The 20,441-nt window shown below is 67.8% G+C and carries 21 protein-coding genes; 11 read left to right on the forward strand and 10 right to left on the reverse strand.

From position 1 onward, the window contains the following. Nucleotides 1-52: 52 nt before the first annotated feature. The 4 genes from AC2EBU_RS08725 (at nucleotide 53) to AC2EBU_RS08740 (ending at nucleotide 3,255) form a co-directional block, all read left to right on the forward strand. Nucleotides 53-742 carry a glutathione S-transferase family protein gene (locus tag AC2EBU_RS08725; RefSeq protein WP_484609962.1) on the forward strand — a complete coding sequence of 230 codons (690 nt, stop codon included), beginning with the start codon at nucleotides 53-55 and terminating at the stop codon, nucleotides 740-742. A gap of 125 nt (nucleotides 743-867) precedes the next feature. Beyond that, on the forward strand, nucleotides 868-1,431 hold the full coding sequence (locus tag AC2EBU_RS08730) for a bacteriohemerythrin (RefSeq protein ID WP_484609963.1): 564 nt from the start codon (nucleotides 868-870) through the stop codon (nucleotides 1,429-1,431). 47 nt (nucleotides 1,432-1,478) lie between these two features. After that, nucleotides 1,479-2,789 carry a multifunctional CCA addition/repair protein gene (locus AC2EBU_RS08735; protein WP_484609964.1) on the forward strand — a complete coding sequence of 437 codons (1,311 nt, stop codon included), beginning with the start codon at nucleotides 1,479-1,481 and terminating at the stop codon, nucleotides 2,787-2,789. Between the two features lie 58 nt (nucleotides 2,790-2,847). Continuing rightward, on the forward strand, nucleotides 2,848-3,255 hold the full coding sequence (locus AC2EBU_RS08740) for a zinc ribbon domain-containing protein (protein WP_484609965.1): 408 nt from the start codon (nucleotides 2,848-2,850) through the stop codon (nucleotides 3,253-3,255). A gap of 21 nt (nucleotides 3,256-3,276) precedes the next feature. Here AC2EBU_RS08740 and trxC read toward each other — a convergent pair whose 3' ends face one another. The 3 genes from trxC to AC2EBU_RS08755 all read right to left on the reverse strand — a co-directional run bounded on the left by trxC (nucleotide 3,277) and on the right by AC2EBU_RS08755 (nucleotide 5,139). Then, nucleotides 3,277-3,720: a thioredoxin TrxC gene (trxC, locus tag AC2EBU_RS08745; RefSeq protein WP_484609966.1), complete on the reverse strand. Its 444-nt coding sequence runs from the start codon at nucleotides 3,718-3,720 to the stop codon at nucleotides 3,277-3,279. Nucleotides 3,721-3,794: 74 nt separating this feature from the next. After that, a complete protein-coding gene (locus tag AC2EBU_RS08750; protein WP_484609967.1) occupies nucleotides 3,795-3,989 on the reverse strand; it encodes a DUF2905 domain-containing protein in 195 nt (64 codons plus the stop codon). A gap of 46 nt (nucleotides 3,990-4,035) precedes the next feature. Then, nucleotides 4,036-5,139, reverse strand: coding sequence for a class I SAM-dependent methyltransferase (locus AC2EBU_RS08755; protein WP_484609968.1), 1,104 nt, complete (start codon nucleotides 5,137-5,139; stop codon nucleotides 4,036-4,038). Between the two features lie 20 nt (nucleotides 5,140-5,159). On the opposite strand from AC2EBU_RS08755, the gene AC2EBU_RS08760 reads away from it, so the two are divergent. From AC2EBU_RS08760 to AC2EBU_RS08770, 3 genes are all read left to right on the forward strand, one after another. Beyond that, nucleotides 5,160-5,948, forward strand: coding sequence for an SDR family oxidoreductase (locus AC2EBU_RS08760; RefSeq protein ID WP_484609969.1), 789 nt, complete (start codon nucleotides 5,160-5,162; stop codon nucleotides 5,946-5,948). 24 nt (nucleotides 5,949-5,972) lie between these two features. After that, nucleotides 5,973-6,344: a dihydroneopterin aldolase gene (locus AC2EBU_RS08765; protein WP_484610152.1), complete on the forward strand. Its 372-nt coding sequence runs from the start codon at nucleotides 5,973-5,975 to the stop codon at nucleotides 6,342-6,344. A gap of 128 nt (nucleotides 6,345-6,472) precedes the next feature. Beyond that, on the forward strand, nucleotides 6,473-8,182 hold the full coding sequence (locus AC2EBU_RS08770) for a CotH kinase family protein (RefSeq protein ID WP_484609970.1): 1,710 nt from the start codon (nucleotides 6,473-6,475) through the stop codon (nucleotides 8,180-8,182). A gap of 74 nt (nucleotides 8,183-8,256) precedes the next feature. Here AC2EBU_RS08770 and AC2EBU_RS08775 read toward each other — a convergent pair whose 3' ends face one another. From AC2EBU_RS08775 to AC2EBU_RS08785, 3 genes are all read right to left on the reverse strand, one after another. Next, nucleotides 8,257-9,006 carry a hypothetical protein gene (locus tag AC2EBU_RS08775; protein ID WP_484609971.1) on the reverse strand — a complete coding sequence of 250 codons (750 nt, stop codon included), beginning with the start codon at nucleotides 9,004-9,006 and terminating at the stop codon, nucleotides 8,257-8,259. Between the two features lie 198 nt (nucleotides 9,007-9,204). Next, a complete protein-coding gene (locus AC2EBU_RS08780; RefSeq protein WP_484609972.1) occupies nucleotides 9,205-9,732 on the reverse strand; it encodes a hypothetical protein in 528 nt (175 codons plus the stop codon). A 224-nt stretch (nucleotides 9,733-9,956) separates the two neighbouring features. Beyond that, nucleotides 9,957-11,060 (reverse strand): hypothetical protein, encoded by a 1,104-nt coding sequence (locus tag AC2EBU_RS08785; protein WP_484609973.1) that lies wholly within the window; start codon nucleotides 11,058-11,060, stop codon nucleotides 9,957-9,959. Between the two features lie 87 nt (nucleotides 11,061-11,147). Between AC2EBU_RS08785 and ttcA the strand changes: the two genes are divergently transcribed. The 4 genes from ttcA to AC2EBU_RS08805 all read left to right on the forward strand — a co-directional run bounded on the left by ttcA (nucleotide 11,148) and on the right by AC2EBU_RS08805 (nucleotide 15,855). Beyond that, nucleotides 11,148-12,077: a tRNA 2-thiocytidine(32) synthetase TtcA gene (gene ttcA / locus AC2EBU_RS08790; RefSeq protein ID WP_484609974.1), complete on the forward strand. Its 930-nt coding sequence runs from the start codon at nucleotides 11,148-11,150 to the stop codon at nucleotides 12,075-12,077. Nucleotides 12,078-12,173: 96 nt separating this feature from the next. Further along, nucleotides 12,174-12,815 (forward strand): histidine phosphatase family protein, encoded by a 642-nt coding sequence (locus AC2EBU_RS08795; RefSeq protein ID WP_484609975.1) that lies wholly within the window; start codon nucleotides 12,174-12,176, stop codon nucleotides 12,813-12,815. Further along, nucleotides 12,799-13,974 (forward strand): DSD1 family PLP-dependent enzyme, encoded by a 1,176-nt coding sequence (locus tag AC2EBU_RS08800; protein ID WP_484609976.1) that lies wholly within the window; start codon nucleotides 12,799-12,801, stop codon nucleotides 13,972-13,974. The genes AC2EBU_RS08795 and AC2EBU_RS08800 overlap by 17 nt, the downstream gene beginning before the upstream one ends. 72 nt (nucleotides 13,975-14,046) lie before the next feature. After that, nucleotides 14,047-15,855 carry a lysoplasmalogenase family protein gene (locus AC2EBU_RS08805; protein WP_484609977.1) on the forward strand — a complete coding sequence of 603 codons (1,809 nt, stop codon included), beginning with the start codon at nucleotides 14,047-14,049 and terminating at the stop codon, nucleotides 15,853-15,855. Between the two features lie 55 nt (nucleotides 15,856-15,910). Here the strand turns inward: AC2EBU_RS08805 and ruvB are convergent, their stop codons facing one another. The 4 genes from ruvB to AC2EBU_RS08825 are packed head-to-tail and all read right to left on the reverse strand — an operon-like array spanning nucleotide 15,911 to nucleotide 20,437. Further along, nucleotides 15,911-16,969: a Holliday junction branch migration DNA helicase RuvB gene (gene ruvB / locus AC2EBU_RS08810; RefSeq protein ID WP_484609978.1), complete on the reverse strand. Its 1,059-nt coding sequence runs from the start codon at nucleotides 16,967-16,969 to the stop codon at nucleotides 15,911-15,913. 6 nt (nucleotides 16,970-16,975) lie between these two features. After that, complete coding sequence (ruvA, locus tag AC2EBU_RS08815; protein WP_484609979.1) at nucleotides 16,976-17,548, reverse strand: Holliday junction branch migration protein RuvA; 573 nt, start codon at nucleotides 17,546-17,548, stop codon at nucleotides 16,976-16,978. A 51-nt stretch (nucleotides 17,549-17,599) separates the two neighbouring features. Beyond that, on the reverse strand, nucleotides 17,600-18,259 hold the full coding sequence (locus tag AC2EBU_RS08820) for a response regulator (RefSeq protein ID WP_484609980.1): 660 nt from the start codon (nucleotides 18,257-18,259) through the stop codon (nucleotides 17,600-17,602). A 12-nt stretch (nucleotides 18,260-18,271) separates the two neighbouring features. Continuing rightward, nucleotides 18,272-20,437, reverse strand: coding sequence for a sensor histidine kinase (locus tag AC2EBU_RS08825; RefSeq protein WP_484609981.1), 2,166 nt, complete (start codon nucleotides 20,435-20,437; stop codon nucleotides 18,272-18,274). Nucleotides 20,438-20,441 lie beyond the last annotated feature (4 nt).

The raw sequence follows: 20,441 nt of genomic DNA on the forward strand, positions 1-20,441 counted from the left end.
TTCCGACCCCCTGGCGGCGCTAGCATGACCCCCTGTCCAACCGGAGGTCTTCATGCTCACGCTGTACATCGGCAACAAGAATTATTCGTCCTGGTCCATGCGTCCCTGGGTGCTGCTGCGCCAGGCGGGCATTCCGTTCCAGGAGGTGATGGTCCGCTTTGACGACATGGCCGCGCAATCGGCGTTCCGGCAGACCATGGCCGCGGTCACGCCGGTCGGCAAGGTGCCGGTGCTGGTCGACGACGGCCTGGTGATCTGGGACACCCTGGCGATCGCCGAGTACCTGGCGGAGCAGTTCCCCGACCGCGCCCTGTGGCCCGCCGACCGTGCCGCCCGGGCGCGCGCCCGCAGCATCTGCGCGGAAATGCACAGCGGCTTTTCCGCGCTGCGCAGTGCCTGCGGGATGAACATCGAAGCGAAACTGCCCCATATCGGGGCGCTGGCCCTGCGCGACCAGCCGGCCGTGCGCGCCGACCTGGCCCGCATCGTGGCCATGTGGTCCGAGCTGCTGGCGCAGCATGGCGGGCCGATGCTTTTTGGCGCGTTCAGCATCGCCGACGCCTACTACGCCCCGGTGGCCATGCGCATCCGCACCTATGCGCTGCCGGTACCGGCCGACGTGGGGGCCTACATCAACCGTCTGGTCGCATTGCCCGGTGTGGCCGCATGGATGACCGACGCGCTGGCCGAGCAGGACTTCGTTGCCTTCGACGAACCCTACCGCCTGTCCCGCACAGACTGACCGCCTGTCGCCGCGTGCCGGCTGTGGATTGGCGAACCGCGGGCTTGGCGCTACAGTGCGGCACGTGCTCCCCTCTGCGCGGTCGTTGTTGCGGCCGCAATTGCCGGGGTCCGGCGCCTCACACCATGGACTTCTCTGCGATTCACCTCACTCTTGGCCTTGCCGTGGGCATTGTGTTGCTGGGTTTTGCTGCCGTGCAATGGCGGGCACGGCAGCGGCCGGACTTCGGCCACAGTACCCAGGCCGGCGAATCCGGACTGCCCAGCCGCTGGTTGCCGGACCGCCCCATCACCCTGCCGCAGTGGTCCGACGATCTGGTCTGCGGCCATCCGGTCGTTGACGCCCAGCACCGCCACCTGGTGGAAGCCAGCGCTGCTTTGGTCGAACAGGCGCTGGCGGGCGGCCATCCGCGCGAGATCCTCAGGCAGCTTGCCGACCTGGTCGAGCATATTGCGCGGCATTTCGCCGAGGAAGAGGCCATCCTGGCGCGGACCCGTTTTCCGCTGTCGGACGAACACCGCTTTCACCACGAATGGCTGCTGGCGGCCGCGCGTTCGCTGCATGAGCGCGTGCGCAGCGGTCAGGCGGACCTGGCCGAGCTGGTCGACTTTGTCAGCGACGACCTGATTGCCGGTCATGTGCGCGATGAAGACCTGAAATTCGCGCTGAAGAAATCGCCCGCCGCCTGAGCGGCGCATCGGGCACAGGCCACAACCCCCACCACGATACGGGCGCGATGAAGATCTACCGCGTGGGCGGCTCCGTCCGCGACGAACTGCTGGGCCTTGCGGTCAGCGACCGCGACTGGGTGGTGGTCGGCGCCACACCGGACGAGATGCTGGCCCGCGGTTTCCTGCCGGTGGGCCGCGACTTTCCGGTCTTCTTGCATCCCGAAACCCGCGAGGAATACGCCCTGGCGCGTACCGAGCGCAAAAGCGGACGCGGCTACACCGGCTTCACCGTCTACGCGGCGCCCGGCGTGCGCCTGGAAGACGACCTGGCCCGCCGCGATTTAACTATCAATTCGATAGCTAAAGAAGACCTTTCCGCGATGGGTATTGACCAAAATGGCACCAAATCCGCGCTGATCGACCCGTTCGGCGGCCAACGCGACCTGCAGGCGCGGGTGTTGCGGCACGTCACCGACGCTTTTGCCGAAGATCCGGTGCGAATCCTGCGGGTGGCGCGTTTTGCCGCCCGTTTCACCGACTTCTCGGTGGCGCCCGAGACCATGGCCCTGATGCGCACCATGGTCGATCACGGTGAAGTGGACCACCTGGTGCCGGAGCGGGTGTGGCAGGAACTGGCGCGCGGCCTGATGGAAAAGCAGCCCTCGCGGATGTTTGCCGTGCTGCGCGACTGCGGGGCGCTGCGCGTGTTGCTGCCGGAGGTCGATCGCCTGTGGGGCGTGCCCCAGCGCCCCCATTACCATCCCGAGATCGACACCGGTGTGCACGTCATGCTGGTGGTGGACATGGCGGCGCGCCTGGGCGCCAGCCTGCCGGTGCGGGTCGCCTGCCTGATGCACGACCTGGGCAAAGGCACCACGCCCGCCGATGTGCTGCCACGCCATATCGGCCACGAACAGCGCAGCGCCCGGCTGCTGGCCGCCGTCTGCACCCGCCTGCGGGCGCCCACGGAATGCCGCGAACTGGCCGATGTGGTGGCACGGGAGCACGGCAACATCCACCGCTGCGGCGACCTGGGCCCCGCCGCGTTGATGCGCCTGCTGGAACGCTGTGACGCACTGCGCAAGCCGGCCCGGTTTGCCGACGTGCTGCTCGCCTGCGAATGCGATGCGCGGGGGCGCCTGGGATTCGCCGACGCGCCCTACCCCCAGCGCCCGCGACTGACGGGCGCGCTGCAGGCCGCGCTGGCCGTCGCCACCGCCCCGCTCGCGGCCCAGGCCGCCGCCGCCGGCCTCACGGGCGCCGACGTTGGCAAACACATCCACGCCGCGCGCTGCGCGGCGGTGGAAACCTGGCTGCGCGCAGCGTCGACCGGGCACGCGGCAACCATCGAATCCGGGCCGTCTGAAAGACCATGACTTTGGCAGGGTTTCGGGCGGCGCGTGCGCCATGGCGGCCCTTTTGCCATGATGGCGTGTGGCTGACGATCCGCGCAACTACCTGAACCGTCCCCTGGCCGAAGGGGTGCGGCGGGTCGGTTTTCGCAAGTGGTACGAGCGGGAGCTGCTGTCCAGCCATGCCCATCTGGTGCTGACGCTGCTGGCTACGGTGGCCATGATGGGCGCGGCAGAAGCCTTCGGCAAGGCCGACCTGCAAGGCAAGCTGATGGATGTGGCACTGTTTCTGATCAGTGCCGGTATCGGTCTGTGGGCCTTGCGAAGGTATCTGTACCTGCTGATGCACGCCGAGTCCGTGGCCAATCAGGCCAACTGCCCCGACTGCAAGACCTATGGCCGCTTCACGGTGGAACAGGACAACCCGCAGGGGCGATGGGTTCGGGTGTGCTGCCGCAAATGTGGCCACCGCTGGCCCATCGAATACTGAGGCCCCGGGGCGACGCGCGCTTCAGCGGGGCAGGACCGACTGCACCCAGCGGGCGATATCGGCGGCTGAGCGCAAGGCGCCCGGCTGGCGGGCCACTTCACGCCCGCCGACAAACAGCGCCAGCGTCGGAATGCTGCGGATGGCGAAGCGCGCGGCCAGGTTCTGGTGGTCTTCGGTATTGACCTTGGCCAGCCGCACGTGCGGCTCCAGTTCGGCGGCGGCCTGCTCGAAGGCCGGCGCCATCATGCGGCAGGGCCCACACCAGGGCGCCCAGAAGTCCACCAGCACCGGGATCTGGCTGCGGCCGATGTGGCGGTCGAACGCGGCGTCATCCAGCGCCACCGGGTGGCCGGCAAACAGCGGCCGGTGGCAGTGTCCACAGTCCGGCGCGCTGGCCAGATGTTCGGCGCGCACCCGATTGGTGGTGTGGCAGTGCGGGCAGACGATGTGCAGGGCTTCGGTCATGACAGATACTCCAATGGGTACCACGTAAGGACAAACAGGCGGGATTCAAGACCGCGGGCCGCTGGCGCGGCCGTTCAGATGAACTTGGCAATCACCCCGGCGACAAAACTCAGCAGCAAGGTGGTGGTCAGCGGGATGAACCACTCGCGCCCGAACAGCCGAAAGCGAAAGTCACCCGGCAGCTTGCCAAAACCCAGCTTGTTGAGCAGCGGCGTGAACCAGCTGATGAGCAGCAGCGCCAGAAAAATGACGATCATCCAGCGGATCACGGGCGGCTCCTTGCGGGCGCGGGCACCGGCGAAAACGCCACGGCGCTCACAGGCGGTGGCTCCGGTCGCCCACCGCGAAACCCAGCGCATCCCAGGGCTCGCCTGTGCACAGGCCGATCACCTTGAACAGCTCGCCCATCTCATGTTCGGCCACCAGCGTGTGCGCCTGCGCCCGGGTGGGCAGGTCGGCCGCGTCCAGCAAAGGACCCAGACCACAATTGAGCAGGAAACGGGCCTGGCTGGTGTAGCCCAGCACCGACAGCCCGCTGTCCTGCGCGGCCAGCGCCACGCCGGTGAAGTCCACATGCGCCGTGATGTCCTTCTCGCCCGGGTCGGCCAGGGCGTCCGCATCGGCCTGGTGGGCCCGGTGGCACATCAGCGTGCCTTCGTTGCGCTGCGGGTGCCAGTATTCCTGTTCCGGGAATCCGTAGTCGATGAAAAACGCCGCGCCGCGCCCCCCCGCGGCCAGCGCCGCCGCCAGGGTGCGCACGAACGCCTGGCCCTGGGGGTGGATTTCGGTCAGGTAGTCCTGGTCGCCGGCAATGGCCACCGGGGGCTGCAGGTCGGTCGGCCGGTCCTGCCAGACAAGCCGGCCGGCGGCATCCATCGCCACCCCGCGCTCCCGCCACTGGCCGGACACCCGCGCCAGCAGCTGCACCGGCATGGCGTCGAGCACCTCGTTGCCCACCACCACACCCGTCATCACGTCGGGAAGACGGTCCGCCCAGACCACCGTATCGCCCCAGGCCGCCAGCCGGGCCTGCTGGCGGTGCCGCAGCGCCCCCGACAGGTCCACGATGGTGTAGCGCCGCACGCGCGGGCCCAGCGCATCCAGCACCTGCGCGGCCAGCGCGCCGCTGCCGGCGCCGAATTCCCAGACGGTGTCGGTGCCGGTGTGGTCCAGGGCCTCGGCCACCTGCGCCGCCAGCGCCCGGCCGAACAGGGGCGACAGCTCGGGCGCCGTCACAAAATCGCTTCCGGTGCCGGGCAGGGCGCCGAACTTGGCGCTGCCATGGGCGTAGTAGCCCAGGCCCGGCTCGTACAAGGCCATGGCCATGAAGCGGTCAAACCCGATCCAGCCGCCGGCGGCGGCAATGGCCTGGGCCAGCCGGGTCTGCAACACGGTCGTTACACTGGGGGTATCGGTCATCACCCCCGGATTGTCCCTGAATGTCAGCCCCTGCCGCCCCGCCCGCAGCCCCGTCCCGCCCGCGATCGGTCCTGGTCACCGGCGCCGCACGCCGCCTGGGCCGCGCCATTGCGCTGGCACTGGCAGCGGCTGGCTGGCGGGTGGCCATTCATTACCGGCAGTCCGCCGAGGACGCTATCAAGACAGTAGCTGAATGTGACCTTTTTACGGTGGGTAGTGCCTGTTTTGACGCCGATCTGGACGACGAAGCCGCGACCCGCGCCCTGCTGCCCCGTGTGATCGCCCACTTTGGCGCGGTGGACGCCGTGGTCAACAGCGCCGCGCTGTTCGAGCATGACGACGCCACCAGCTTCGGCTACGCCGCGCTGGAGCGCCACCTGCGCAGCAACACCGCCGCGCCCATCGTGCTGGCACAGGCGCTGCATGCGCACCTGGTCGCGCGCGATGCGCGCGGCTGTGTGGTCAACCTGCTCGATCAGAAGCTGTGGAACCCCAACCCCGACTTTCTGAGCTACACCCTGTCCAAAGCCGCCCTGGAAGCCGCCAACACCCTGCTGGCGCAGGCGATGGCGCCGCATGTGCGGGTGGTGGGCGTGGCGCCGGGCCTGACGCTGACCAGCCACCTGCTCAGCGAAGAAAAATTTCAGGCCTTGCACCGGCTCAGCCCCCTGGGGCGCTCGTCCACGGCGGACGACGTGGCCTCGGCGGTGCGCTTTGCGCTGGACAACGGCGCGCTCACCGGCACCACGCTGCTGGTCGATGGCGGCCAGCACCTGATGAAATTCGACCGCGATTTTTCGCTGATGTGAACCGCCATGGACGCCAAGACGCTGATGGGCAAGACGCCCGGAACCCAGATCCTGACCCTGAACGGGCTGCGTTTCGATGCCAGTCTGGGCATCCTGGACCATGAAAAGTCCGCGCCCCAGCCGATCCGGGTCGATGCCGAGCTCAACCTGGGCCCGCAGCCGCTGCTGCCGCGTGATGACGACATCACCCATGTGCTGGACTACCGCAAGGTGCGCCAGATCATCATCGACGAATGCACCGCCGAACACGTCAACCTGCTCGAAAGCCTGATCGGCAAACTCGCCTGGCGCCTGATGCAGCTGCCCGGCGTGGTCGGCGTGCGGGTGCGGATCGCCAAGCTGGAGATCTTTGACGACTGCGAAGTGGCGATACGGGCCGAAACCGGTCAGTGGTAGGCGCGCCGGGCGACACCGGTGATCCCGCAGTTTTTTTCGCCCGGGTCTTGCCGGGCGGCGCATTGCCGGGCAGACTGGCAGGCGATTGGCCGCGCACATCCCGTGCATCTTCCGGCCGGTCCCGCCTGATGCCCACCTGGACTGTGTCTTTCCCTTTCCCCGGCGCCATCGCCGGGCACCGGTTCGGCCGGTTTGCCGGACAGGGCCTGCGGCGAGCCCTTGCGGCCTTGCTGGCGGCCATGCTGACCGCATTTCTGGTGGCCTGCGGAGGAGGCGGCGGAAGCACCGAGCCCGCCGTGGCCCCGCCACCCGCCGTGCCGGACGGCTGGCCGATCAGCCTCCAGGCCAGCAGCGATGCGATCACCGTGCGCTGGTCGCCCCTGGCGACGGCCGTTCGGTACACCGTCTGGCACCGCCCGGCCGGGCAGACGGGCGGCGGCACGGCGTCGCGCACCCTGGCCGCCGACTTGCCGACGGTGCACACCATCCCGGAGCTGGGCCCGGGCAGGACCACCACCGTCTGGGTGACGGCAGAGCTGCCGGCGGCTGGCAGCTCGCGATCGGCCGAGGCGCAACTGCGCACCACCGCCGGCTCCGCCACGCCCCAGACCCGGAGCAGTTACCGCCCGGGCACCCAGAGTCTGCCGGTGCTGGTGATCGACACCGCCGGCGGCGTCGCGGTCGACAACCGCGAGGACTACCGCAGCGCCACCTTCAGCCTGTTTGCCGATTCGGCCGGGCGCGACAGCGGGGTGCGCCTGGCGGCGGGCGCAGTGCAGATTCGCGGCCGGGGCCACAGCAGCTGGGAGCAACACCCGAAAAAGCCCTACCGCCTGCGCCTGGCCACCGCCACCGCCCTGTTGGGCATGCCCGCCAATCGGCACTGGGTGCTGCTGGCCAACCATTCGGACAAGACGCTGCTGCGCAATGACCTGGCGTTTGAAATCGCCCGGCGCATCGGGCTGCCCTACACCACCCGATCGCGCACGGTGGAAGTCACCCTCAACGGCGACTACCTCGGCGCCTATTCGCTGGTCGAACATATCCGCCAGGGCAGCGAGCGTGTTGCGGTGGCCGAACTGGGCGCCTCGGCGGACGACAACACCGAGCCGCGCATCAGCGGCGGATACCTGCTGGAAGTGGACCGCACCGACGCCACCGATCCCGGCTTCGACAGCCGTGTCTGCACCAGCCAGTCACCGCGGATGCGGCTGACCGTCCAGACACCCGACCCCCCGACGGCGACCCAGCTGGCCTGGATCGACAACTACTGGAACCAGACCGAGCGCGCGCTGCACGCCGGCAATTTCGCCGACCCGGTGAACGGCTATGCCGCCTGGATCGACGTGGACAGTTTTGTCGACTGGATCATCCACGCCGAGATCGTGCACAACATCGACTCCTTCCGCTTCAGCACCTTCCTCACCAAAGACCGGGGGCAGAAGCTGCGCATCGGCCCGGTGTGGGACTTCGACCTCGCCATGGGCAACTACGACACCTATTTCTCTGACCGGCCGGGACGGACCGACGGGTTTTCACCGGCCCTGACACGCTGCTGGTACAGCCGGCTGATGGCCGATCCGGCCTTCGTCAGCCGGGTCAAGGCCCGCTGGGCGGCCTTGCGCGCCGGCGGCCTGGCCGACCTGTCGCCCTTCCTGCGGGAACAGGCCCGCCTGACGGCGCCGGCCGCCGCCAACAACGAGGCGCGCTGGGGCATCCTGTCCGCGCCGCTGTGGAAAAACATTGTGGCCACCGGCAGCTACGACGCCGAAGTCGAATACCTCGACTGGTGGCTGCAACGCCGCCTGCGCTGGCTGGACAGCCAGTGGCGGCAATAGGCCTGCGGGCAACGCAACCGTTCTCCGGGGGTGATGGTCTGCCGCGTGCGCCGCGCAGGCTGCTGCCATCCCGCTCAGCGCGGCTTGGCGTAGTCGTAGTAAACGCCACTCACACAAAAACGTACCCCTTCATCCACCCAGCCAGCGCGTCGCATCTCTTCCTTGCTGTCGGGTGTGTCGGCAACAAACCGATGGCTGGGTGTGCGTCCGGTCAGATGACCGTTGTTGTAGTAACGGCGAATGAGCACTTTTCCCCGCGAATCGCTACACCCCGTCCCCGTCGCATCCAGCGCCACCACGCTGAAAGCGTTATCCGATTCCAGGTTCCAGCGCGGTTGGTCCGGTGGTCCTTTCGGTAACGATTGCAAAAAAGCGCACTCCGTCGGGTCAGCGGTAAAGAAATGGCTGTTCGGCCCCGGCCAGACCGAACCGTAAAAGCGGCACACCCTCGTCCCGCCGGCATTGCCAATCCAGACGCCAAACTCCCGAAAGGTCCTGCGCCATCCCGGCCCGGCGGCGCCGGACCAAATGATCTCCTCGTCGTTACTGCAGGGCTGCGTGTAGAAGAACTGATTCAGGAGAACGTTGTAATACTCCGTCAAATACACATGCGGGTAGATGCTGTAGCAGGCCCGAGCCGGCTCATCGCCGAAATCGTCGACGGTGATCGATTCGTCAAGGACGTTCGCATGGCCCGCTGGGCTCGCGCATAAAAGGCTACAAACCAACCCCAGCGCCAGACCCAGGGCGCGAACGCGACCGCTCTGGCGGCCGGCGCGCCGCGGCAGCCGCCGCAGGTACTGCTCCTTTGGACGATGGGTCAAGACAGCCTCCTTGCACCTTTTCGAAATGGGTCTTGAAGTCCAGGATTTGCCTTTACGGGCATCCGGTCGCAGCGAAGACCTCGCCCACCCCAGGTGCTGTTCAAATACGATAGCAGGAAAGGACGTCTTTTCGCTGGGTATGCGCCCAAAAACAGGACCCATACGGTTGGACAGTGACGCCGCGCTGGCCGGCATCCCTCAGGGCCGCTTGACGGCGTTGAAATACACACCAGACACACAAAAGCGGACTCCTTCATCCACCCAACCCTTGCGCAACATCTCGTTCCTCAGGTTCACCTCGTCGTCGGCCACGAAACGGTGGTTTGAGTCGCGGCCGTTGGCAGGGCCATTGTTATAGAAGCGGCGCACCAGTTTCTTTCCAGCGGAGAATTTGCATCCCGTTCCGGCCGCATCAAGGTCGATGGCGGCAAATGCGCTCGCAGTCTCCAGGTTCCAGCGCGGCTGCGACGGAGGGCCTTTTGGCAACAATTGCAATGCGTTGCATTCCTGCGGATCAGATGTAAAAAAATGGCTGTTCGGCCCCGGCCAGACCGAGCCATAGAAGCGACAAAAAACACCAGCGCTTGACCAAGACCAGACACCGAACTCCCATCCTGTTTTGTACCAACCCGGCCCGGCAGCGCCAGATGTGATGATGGCCTCGTCGTTAAAGCAGGGCACGGCATAAAAATATTGGTTGAGGAGATGGTTGTAGAACTCCGTCAAGAAGACATTCGTGTAGTACGAATAACACGCCCTGACGGGCTCCCCGCCAAAGTCACCAATGCCGGCAGACTGCGATGTCGGGCTCAGAAAGAGAAGCCCTATAAATGACAGTCTCGCCATTCGGTGCAGGGAGCGGACCAGTCCGAAGACTTTTCCCTGAATGAAACGCTGGATACTGCGAAACCCGCAGTATCCGCTTTCTAGGCTGAGAGTCGACCAAAGCATCAGAACCAGCCTCCTTGTACTTGGGTGAACTGGATGTCGAAGTCAATGCCTTGAGTGTTGCGGTCCTCCGTCGTCGTAAAAACCAACACGCCGCCACCGTTCGGGTCCCAGTATGTCGGGCGGACACTGCTGGTGTTTTTGGCGCGAGGGGTTAGCCCGGGCCCCCAGTAGGCCACATCCTGGTACATGTTGGCGTGCAGGGTATAGAACTGGGTCTGCCCCAGCGGCGCCGACTGCGGCTGGCAGGTGCTGTCGAAGACCGCGTTGCCTCCGACCCAGAAGGCTTCGATCTGCGAGTTGAACGCGGGATAGCCCGAGCCAGGCCCCCCGCAGCCAATCAGGTCAGGTCCCGGCGTAGACGTGGACCAAGCCTGAGTGCTGCCGATGACCATACCGTTGCCAATGATCGCCAGGGCGCCCACGTTGGGGGTCAGGAACAGCGTGACGGCAATGTGCTCCTGCGTCGCCTGATACGAGGGGGACATGTTGACGCCAAAGTTCAGCCATTGGGTGGTGGTGCCCGCCGGACGCTGGGCAATGGTGTAAAACCCACTGGTATGGAAGTAAGCGGCTGACAGAATGACGCCGTAGACGATGCCGCTCAGGCGGACGACGGAGAACTCCGGGGGCAGCGAGGGTAGTGCCCACGCCGTCGCCGATGCCAGCCTGGCCCGTTCTGACGTCGGAACGGCTACCCGCGACAGGTCGACAGATTCGTGGGCCAGCACCTCGCGACCGGGCGCTACGGGCACCGGACCGCTTGCCAGCGCCGGGGCGTCACCAAAAAGCGCCAGTTCGTATCCCTGCCGGCACAGGTTGGCCGCCTCGGTGCGGCGTTCGACGCGGTAGCGCAGGGTGGGCCCGGTTTCAGCCCGGGTGTCCGCTACCTCCAGACTGACCATGCGGCCCAGCGCATCCCGGTAAACGTGGATGAGCCCCCGCTTCGCGGATGTCTGGTTGGCCGCTTCGACAGGGCCAATGACCTGGTCACAAACCTTGGGGAACGGCGACTCACGCGCCTGCGCCAACGCGGCCCCCCCCCCGATCAGCATGACCAAGCCCAAGGCCGCCCGGGTTGCGACCCGCACCGATGTGACTGACATGATTTCCCCCTGAAAAATGATGGTGGAAAAGATGATACGGCGACGAGTGCAGGCGGCGCAAGCGCCCCGCGGTGCGAAAATCGGCCGATGAACTATCCCGTAGAACACGAGCACCTGGCGGCGCCGAACGGTGCCGCCGGCAGCTTGCGGATCGAGCGCGAAACCCACAAGCTCGAAAAACGCCTGTGCCGCCAGGTGGGCCAGGCGATTGGCGACTTCAACATGATCGAGGCCGGCGACCGGGTGATGGTGTGCCTGTCCGGCGGCAAGGACAGCTACACGCTGCTGGACATCCTGATGACGCTGCGCAAGCGGGCGCCGGTGGACTTCGAGCTGGTCGCGGTGAATCTGGACCAGAAGCAGCCGGGTTTCCCCGATCAGGTGCTGCCGGCCTACCTGAAAGGCCTGGGCATCCCGTTTCACATCGAAACGCAGGACACCTATTCCATCGTCAAGTCCAAGATTCCCGAAGGCAAGACCACCTGCAGCCTGTGCTCGCGGCTGCGCCGGGGCATTCTGTACAAGGTGGCGCGCGAGCTGGGCTGCAACAAGCTGGCGCTGGGCCACCACCGCGACGACATGTTGCAGACCTTTTTCCTCAACATGTTCTTCGGCGGCAAGCTCAAGGGCATGCCGGCCAAGCTGACCAGCGACAACGGCGAGTTCATCGTCATCCGGCCGCTGGCCTACGTGGCCGAAAAAGACATCGTGCGCTGGGCGGCGCACCGGCAGTTCCCCATCATTCCGTGCAACCTGTGCGGCAGCCAGGAGAACCTGCAGCGCCAGCAGATCGGCGACCTGCTGCGCGACTGGCAGAAAAAATACCCCGGCCGCATCGAAAACATGTTCACGGCGCTGCACAACGTGGTGCCCTCGCACCTGATGGACGCGTCGCTGCATGACTTCAAGGGCCTGAAAGCCACCGGCGTGCCCGACGAGAACGGCGACAAAGCCTTCGACGCCGACGAACCGCCCCGCGCCGCGCCCCCGGGGCTGGCGGTGGTGAATTTTGAATGAAAATGATCCATACCCAGCGTAAAAAGGTCACTTGACGCTATCTTTTTTGATTGCCTAAGACCCTGACTCGCCCCCACCGAACGATCTGCACCCGCCATGGAAGCGACCCGCATCCTCGCCATACGCCACGGCGAAACCGCCTGGAACGTGGACGCCCGCATCCAGGGCCAGCTGGACATCGCGCTCAATGAAAAGGGCCGCTGGCAAGCCGCCCGCCTGGCGCTGGCGCTGGCGGCACGCGACCGTATCGACGCCATCTACACCAGTGACCTGGTGCGCGCCCGGGACACCGCCCGCGCGATCGCCGAGCGGACCGGCGCGCCACTGACGGCCGACAAGGGCCTGCGCGAGCGCGCTTTCGGCCGTTACCAGGGAATGACGTTCGCCGAGATCGAAGCCGTCCGGCCGGACGAGGCGGCCCGCTGGCGCCACCGCGACCCGCACTGGGCGCCGCCCGAAGGCGAATCCCTGCTGCAGATGCGCGAGCGGGTGCGGCAGACCCTGGACCAGCTGGCCGCGCGCCACCCGGGCGGGCAGATCGCGGTGGTGGCCCACGGTGGGGTGCTCGATCTGCTGTACCGCGCGGCCACCGGGATGGAGCTGCAGGCGCCCCGCACCTGGCAACTGGGCAATGCGGCCGTGAACCGCCTGCTGTGGACCACCCAGGCGCTGACTTTGGTCGGCTGGGCCGACACCGCCCATCTGGACGAGGACTGGCACGATGAAACCAGTACCTGAGGACGCCCCCGAGGCGCTGCGGGCCCTGGTGGGCCAGCCGGTCACCCAGATCGACACGCCGGCGGCAGTGGTCGATCTGGACCTGATGGAGCGCAACCTGGCCCTGATGGCCAGCTGGTGCCGCGTGCACGACCTGCGCTGGCGCCCCCATGCCAAGATGCACAAATGTGCCGCGCTGGCGCGGCAGCAGATCGCCGCGGGCGCCGTGGGCGTGTGTGTGCAGAAAGTGTCCGAGGCGGCCGCCCTGGCGGCCCAGGGGGTGCGCGACATCTTCATCACCAACGAAGTGGTGGCACCGGCCAAACTGGCGCATGTGGCGTCGCTGGCGCGCATCCTGCAAGGCCTGGGCGGCCGGCTGGCCATTGCCGTGGACAGCGCCGAGGGCGTGGCCGGCCTGGCCGGCGCCATGGGCCGCCAGGAAAACAGCATCGACGTGTTTGTGGAGATTGACGTCGGCCAGGGGCGCTGTGGCGTGCCGCCCGGACCGGCCGCCTGGGAGCTGACGCGCCGGGTGCTCGCCCAGCCGGCACTGCGGTTTGCCGGCCTGCAGGCCTACCAGGGGCAGGCACAGCACCTGCGTTCGGCCAGCGAGCGCAGCGCCGCCATCACCCGCGCCGCACAGGCGGTGCGCATCGCCCGCGCCGAAATCGAAGACCAGGGCGTGCCGGTGGAGCTGGTCACCGGCGCCGGCACGGGCAGTTTCCCGCTGGAGGTGGCCACCGGCCTGTGGGGCGAAATCCAGCCCGGCAGTTTTCTGTTCATGGACGCGGACTACGCCCGCAACGAGCCGCTGCCGGGCACGCCGCGTTTTCGCCAGGCGCTGTACATCCGCAGCCAGGTCATCAGCCGCGGCCCCGGCCACGCGGTCTGCGACGCGGGCCACAAGGCCCATGCCATCGATTCGGGCCTGCCCGACGTGCTGCTGACACCGGGCCAGTCGCCACTGCGTTATGCCAACGGCGGCGACGAGCATGGCGTGCTGCGCTGTGTGGAGCCCGACGGCCAGTTGCCGGCGGTGGGTGATACGGTCTGGCTGATTCCCGGCCATTGCGACCCGACCGTCAACCTCTACGACTGGCTGATCGGCGTGCGCGGCGGCCCCAACCACGGGGTTGTCGAAAAGCTCCTGCGGGTGGACACCCGCGGCTGCATGACCTGAGCGGCCGGCCCGCGCAGGGCGACTGGCACAAACCCGCTTGCGGGCATTCCGCGCCGGCGGCACCATCGCCGCATGAGCCCCAGCCAGATCATCGTCCTTGCCACCCCGGTCTTTTTCCTGCTGATCGCCCTCGAATTCGCCTGGGGCCTGCGCACCGGGCGCAACACCTACCGGCTGGACGATGCCATCAGCAGCATCGGGCTGGGCATGCTCAGCCAGATCAGCGCGGTGTTCACCCGGCTGCTGCGGGTGGGCCTCTACACTGCCGCCTACACCCATGTTTCTCTGGTGCCCGAGGCGGCCGCCCAGGCCTTCTGGACCAGCGCCGGCGGCTGGCTGCTGGCGCTGGTGTTCTACGACTTCTGTTACTACTGGCTGCACCGCCTGAGCCACGGTGTGGCGGTGCTGTGGGCGGCGCATGTGGTGCACCACCAGAGCGAGCACTACAACCTGTCCACCGCGCTGCGCCAGACCAGCAGCGGCGCGCTGCTCGGCTGGGTGTTCTACCTGCCGATGGCGCTGGCCGGGGTGCCGCCGCTGGTGTTCGGGGTGGTGGCGCTGATCGACCTGCTCTACCAGTTCTGGGTGCACACCGACCATGTGCCGCGTCTGGGCTGGTTTGACCGCTGGTTCTGCAGCCCCAGCAACCATCGGGTCCACCATGCCGTCAACGACCGCTACCTGGACCGCAACCACGGCAGCATCCTGGTGCTCTGGGACCGGCTGTTCGGCACGTTTCAGGAGGAAGACCCGCGCGAGCCCTGCGTCTACGGCACCCGCGCGCCGCTGCGCAGCTGGGACCCGCTGTGGGCCAACGCCGAGGTCTACGCCGCCTTGGCGCACGACAGCTGGCATGCCCGAAGCTGGGCCGACAAGCTGCGGGTGTGGATCAAGCCACCCGGCTGGCGACCGGCCGATGTGGCGGCGCGCTTTCCGCGGCCCGCCTTTGACCTGGCCCAGGTGCAGCCCTGGCGGCCGCAGGTGGGCCGGGCGGCCTCGGCGTTTGGTGCGCTGCAGTTTGCCGCGCTGCTGGCCGGTGTCTCGGTGTTTCTCTGGTTTGCCGACACCCTGGCCACCGGGCCGGCGCTGGTGGGTTTTGCCGCGCTGACGGCCGCGCTGTGGGTGGCGGGTGCGGTCACGCAGGGCCGCATCGGGGTGCTGGAGGCGCTGATGATCGACTGCGCCATCCTGGCCACGATCACCAGCGCCTGGGGTCTGGTGGAGTGGCACCGGCTGTTCAAGCCGGCGACGATGCTGATTGCAATGGTTCTGGTAGCAAATTATGACCATTTGACGCTGGGTATCGCCCGAAAACATTCCAAAAGCGCCGCGACGATGCCCGAGGGGCCGTCCGTAGGCGACGGCGCCGGCCGCCGCTGGCTGCTCGCGGCGTTGGCGGCATCGCTGGCCGGCGATGTGGCGCTGATGTTCCCCGGCTACTTCGTCCCCGGGCTGGTGGCTTTCCTGCTGGCGCATCTGGCCTACATCCGGCTGTTCGGGCGCGACGCGCCGTGGTTCGCCGACCGCCGCGCGCTGGCCGCCACGCTGGGTGTGGGCGGCATGATGTTCGCCGTGCTGTGGACCGGCGGCCTGCCGGCAGCCTTGCGAATGCCCGTGGCCGCCTACGTGGTGGTGATCGCCCTGATGGCCGCCCAGGCCATCGGCCGCGCGCGCACCCTGGGCGGCACACCGGCCTGGAGCGTGGCCGCCGGCGCGGCGCTGTTCATGGTCAGCGACTCGCTGCTGGCCTTCAACCGGTTCGTGACGCCGCTGCCGCTGGCGCAACTGGGTGTGCTGGGCACCTATTACGCGGCCCAATGCCTGATCGTGGGCGGCTGGCTGCGCGGGCAGGCCGACGGCCAGGCACGCCGACACCCCTGAAACCATAGCAAAAGAAGACCTGTTTACGCCGGGTATGGGCGGTTTTGCCGGGTATTTACTCGGCAAACAGCTCGCCGGCGGCTTTGGGCGGCGTCAGGCCCAGATGGCGGTAGGCCGCCAGCGTGGCGATGCGCCCGCGCGGGGTGCGCTGCAGGTAGCCCTGCTGGATCAGGTAGGGCTCGATCACGTCCTCGATGGTGTCGCGCTCCTCGCCGATGCTGGCGGCGATGTTGTCCAGCCCCACCGGGCCACCGTCGAAACGGTGGATCACGGCTTCCAGCAGCTTGCGGTCCATCAGGTCGAAGCCTTCGGGGTCCACGTCCAGCATGGCCAGTGCGCGGCGCGCGATGTCCTGGGTGATGCGCCCGTCGCCCTTGACTTCGGCGTAATCGCGCACCCGGCGCAGCAGGCGGTTGGCGATGCGCGGCGTGCCGCGTGAGCGCCGTGCGATCTCGAAGCCGCCTTCGTCGTCCATCGGCGTCTTCAGCAGGCCGGCGCTGCGGGTCACGATGCGCGCCAGCTCCTGCGGCGTGTAGAACTCCAGCCGCGAGACGATGCCGAAGCGGTCGCGCAGCGGGTTGGTGAGCATGCCGGCGCGTGTGGTGGCGCCCACCAGCGTGAACGGCTGCAGGTCGAGCTTGATGGAGCGCGCGGCCGGGCCCTCGCCGATCATGATGTCGATCTGGTAGTCCTCCAGCGCGGGGTAGAGGATTTCCTCGACGACCGGGCTCAGCCGGTGGATCTCGTCGATGAACAGGACGTCGTTGGCCTCCAGGTTGGTCAAGAGCGCCGCCAGGTCCTTGGGCTTTTCCAGCACCGGGCCGCTGGTCTGGCGCAGGTTCACGCCCAGCTCGGCGGCGATGATGTGCGAGAGCGTGGTCTTGCCCAGCCCGGGCGGGCCGAACAGCAGCACATGATCCAGCGCCTCGCCGCGTTTGCGCGCCGCGCCGATGAAGATTTCCAGCTGCTCGCGCACCTTGGCCTGGCCCACGTATTCGTCCAGCAGCTTGGGCCGAAGCGCCCGCTCGATGGCTTCTTCCTGCGGCGAAGCGGGCGCAGCCGAGACCACGCGCTTCGGCGGCGCGGGCAGGAAATCGTCGGTCTTGATGGTCATGGACGTTTACTTCGCCAGCGCCTTCAGCGCCAGCTTGATGCCTTCGCTCACGCCCACACCGGCCGGCAGCGCCTTCAGCGCCAGGGCGGCTTCCTTGTCGCTGTAGCCCAGCGCCACCAGCGCCTGCAGGATGTCGGCCTGGCTGTCGTCGGCCACCTGGACCGGGGCACCCAGGTCGGCGCCGAGTTTGCCTTTGAGCTCCAGCAACAGCCGCTCGGCGGTTTTTTTGCCGATGCCCGGCACCTTGACCAGGCGGCCGGGCTGCTGCGCCGTCACCGCCTGCGCCAGCTCGGCCACGCTCATGCCCGAAAGCACCGAGAGCGCCGTGCGCGGGCCGACCCCGCTGATCTTGACCAGCTGGCGGAAGGCCTCGCGCTCGGTGGCGGTGCCAAATCCATACAGGATCTGCGCGTCCTCGCGCACCACAAAATGGGTCAGCAGCGTGACCGTCTCGCCGGTGGCGGGCAGGTTGTAGAAGGTGCTCATGGGCACATCGACCTCGTAGCCGACGCCGTTGCAGTCCAGCAGCACCTGGGGGGGATTTTTTTCGGCAAGGATGCCGCGCAGACGTCCGATCACGGGGGCACTTTCAGGGCAGGAGGTGTGCGGGCAAACGGGCGCTGGCGCCGTTCAGGGATTGACGAGGCCGCGCCGGGCGGCCTCCAGCGCCGCTTCGGCGCGCGAGGAAACATTGAGCTTGCGGTAGACCTGCTTGATGTGGTCCGCAATGGTGTGTCGCGACAGCCCGAACTGGGTCGCGATTTCGGGCAGGGTGTAGCCTTTGGCCACCCGCTGCAGCACTTCGGTTTCCCGGTCGGTGAGTCGCACCTGATCTTCCACCTGCCGCACCAGGCTCTGCCGGCGCTGCGCCTCCCCGGCGAAATACGACAGCACGCGCCGGGCGATCGGGGGCGACAGCGGCGGCTCGCCCTGGGTCATGCGCAGCAACTGGGCCACCAGCGCGTCCTGCGGCTGCTCTTTGAGCAGGTAGCCGAAAGCGCCCGCCTGCAGCGCGGGAAACAGATGGTCGTCGTCGTCGTAGATGGTCACCACCACCGGCACGGCCGTCGGCTGGCGCTGGCGCAGGGCACCGACCACGTCGATACCCGAGCCGTCGGGCAGGCCCAGGTCGATCAGCGCCAGGTCGAATCCGCGCTCGGTCACACGGGCCAGCGCCTCGTCGACCCGCGCCGCGCGGGTGACGGCCACCCCGGGAAACGCCGCCTGCGCCACCTGGACCAGCCAGTCACGGATCTCGGGCAGGTCTTCGACAATCAGGGCGTTTTGCATGGCAGGCGCATCTTAGCGGATGGCTGCGCCCGCCCGGTGGAGCGCCAGCGGTACCTCGACCGTCAGTGTGGTGCCGCCGCCCGGCGGCGTATGAAAGCGGTGGTCTCCACCAAGTTTGCGCACCCGCCGCTCGATATTGGGCAGCCCATGGCCCCCTGCGGACGAATGTGGCTCGCCGCCCAGGCCACAGCCGTCGTCGGTCACCGTCAGCCGCAGCTGCTGCGGGGTCCGCCGCACGCACACCTGACAATGCCGGGCGCCGCTGTGCCGGATCACATTGGAAACCGCCTCGCGCAGCACCCGGGTCAGCTGGCCGATGGGTCGGGCGGCGACCAGTTCACCGGCTGGCGGCTCGTCGGCCAGCCACTGGGCCGCGATCCCCGCCGCGCTCAGTCGGGACACGGTCTCGGCCCGCCAGTCGGCCAGCGCGTCGGCCAGCACCACCCCGTCGCTGGCCATGTCGCGCAGGCTCAGCCGCATTTCGTCCATCGCCTGCCGCGCCAGCGTCGCGGCCGGCCCGGACGGCTGGGTGTGCGCAATCGCCAGCAACTTGGCCCCGAGGTCATCGTGCAGGTCGGCGGCGATGCGCAGCCGCTCCTCGCGCACCCCGCGTTCGTAGGACTCCTGCGACTGCAGGCCATGCCGGACCAGACGCAGGATTTCTTCGGCCCGCTGCGCATCGCGCCGGTTGAACAGGCGCCGGCCGCGCTCGGGCAAGGACAGCTGCAGCGACTGCAGGCGTCCCCAGCCGGGTATGCGCAGCGATTGCCCCTGACCGTCGATCGCCACCGCGCCGTCGTGCACCGTGGGCTGCAGCTGCTGCGGCGCAAACATGTGTTCCCAGAGTTGGCGCCACAGCTCGTTCAGGCGCGCCGGGTCGGCCTGCGACACGGTGGCAATCTGCACCACGTCGGGCAGCAGGTCCCGGGTTTCGGGGAGGCTGCCACGGGTCAGCCGGGCCCACAGTGCCTGACGCAGCGGGAAATACAGCCAGCCGCCGATGGCCAGCGCGAGCATCAAGGCGTTTTCGTTGCTCAGCGGCAGGAGGGTCAGCAGCAGCACATCAAGCACCACCACCAGCAGCCCGCCCAGAAACCACAGCCAGGCCAGCGCCCACCAGCGTTCCAGCCGGAACAGCCCGATGCGCCCGACCAGCGGAACCAGCCCCAGAAACACCAGGGCAATGATGGTGAGGCCGAAGTTCTGCGGCAGGGTGATCACATGGCCCATCGCGCCCATCGCATAGGCCACGAACACCACCGAAAACGACGCAAAAAGCAGCAGACCCAGCCACTTGAGTTGCCCCCGCAGCAAGGGGTCGTGCCGGCATGCGCGCCACTGCGCCACAAAAACCAGCGCCATGGCCGCCGTCACCGCCACCAGCGGAATACGGAACGTCAGCGCGATGGTCGGCAGGCCGTGCAGGGCATCGGCCAGCACCGACAGCCCGCAGACCAGCAACAGGACGGTCGGATACAGCGCGCCACCCAGTGGCCGGGGGTGGCGCCACAACACCATGCTCAGCCCGATCACCACCAGAAATGAGCCCGCGTGGGAAAACACATGCAATGCCGGCCAGAGCCAGGGGTCCTGCGTCAGCAGCCGCGAACCCCAGCCGGCGGTGCACAACATGCCACTGGCATACCCCAGTGCCGCCGCCGCGTACCACCATGCGGCCGGGTCGTCCGGGCGGTGGGCCCAGACCATCAGACCCACCGACAGCGCCAGCAGGCTGACCAGCCACGGATACCAGAAGCGCAGGCCCAGCTCCAGCAGATCTTTGCCTTGCGGCTGCGCCCATTCGACGCCACGGTCGTGTTCGATGCCCACCCGGGTCTGGTGCAATATCTGCCACAGGGCCCGGTGCTCGTCAAAGAAAATCCGGTGGTCGCTGTAATCGTTGTGCTGTCCTGCGCTTTCCACCAGCGCCAGCGGCGAGATCGGCGCGCGAAGGCCGTCTTCAGCGATCAGCGCGCGCACCCCGGTCAGCACCGCCTCGCCCCGGACCTGGGTCGCCTGGGGCCGGCCGCCCTCATCCAGCGAAAAGCGCCAGCCGAGCGACGGCTCCAGCATGGCACGCCACAAGGCCAGCAAGGCGAACGCCACGATCAGGGTCGACGCCAGCGCCATCCGCCATCCCGCCGGCGGCGGACGCGGGGCGGCGGGAGAGTGGTCCATGCGC

Source organism: Curvibacter sp. T50, assembly GCF_057219955.1.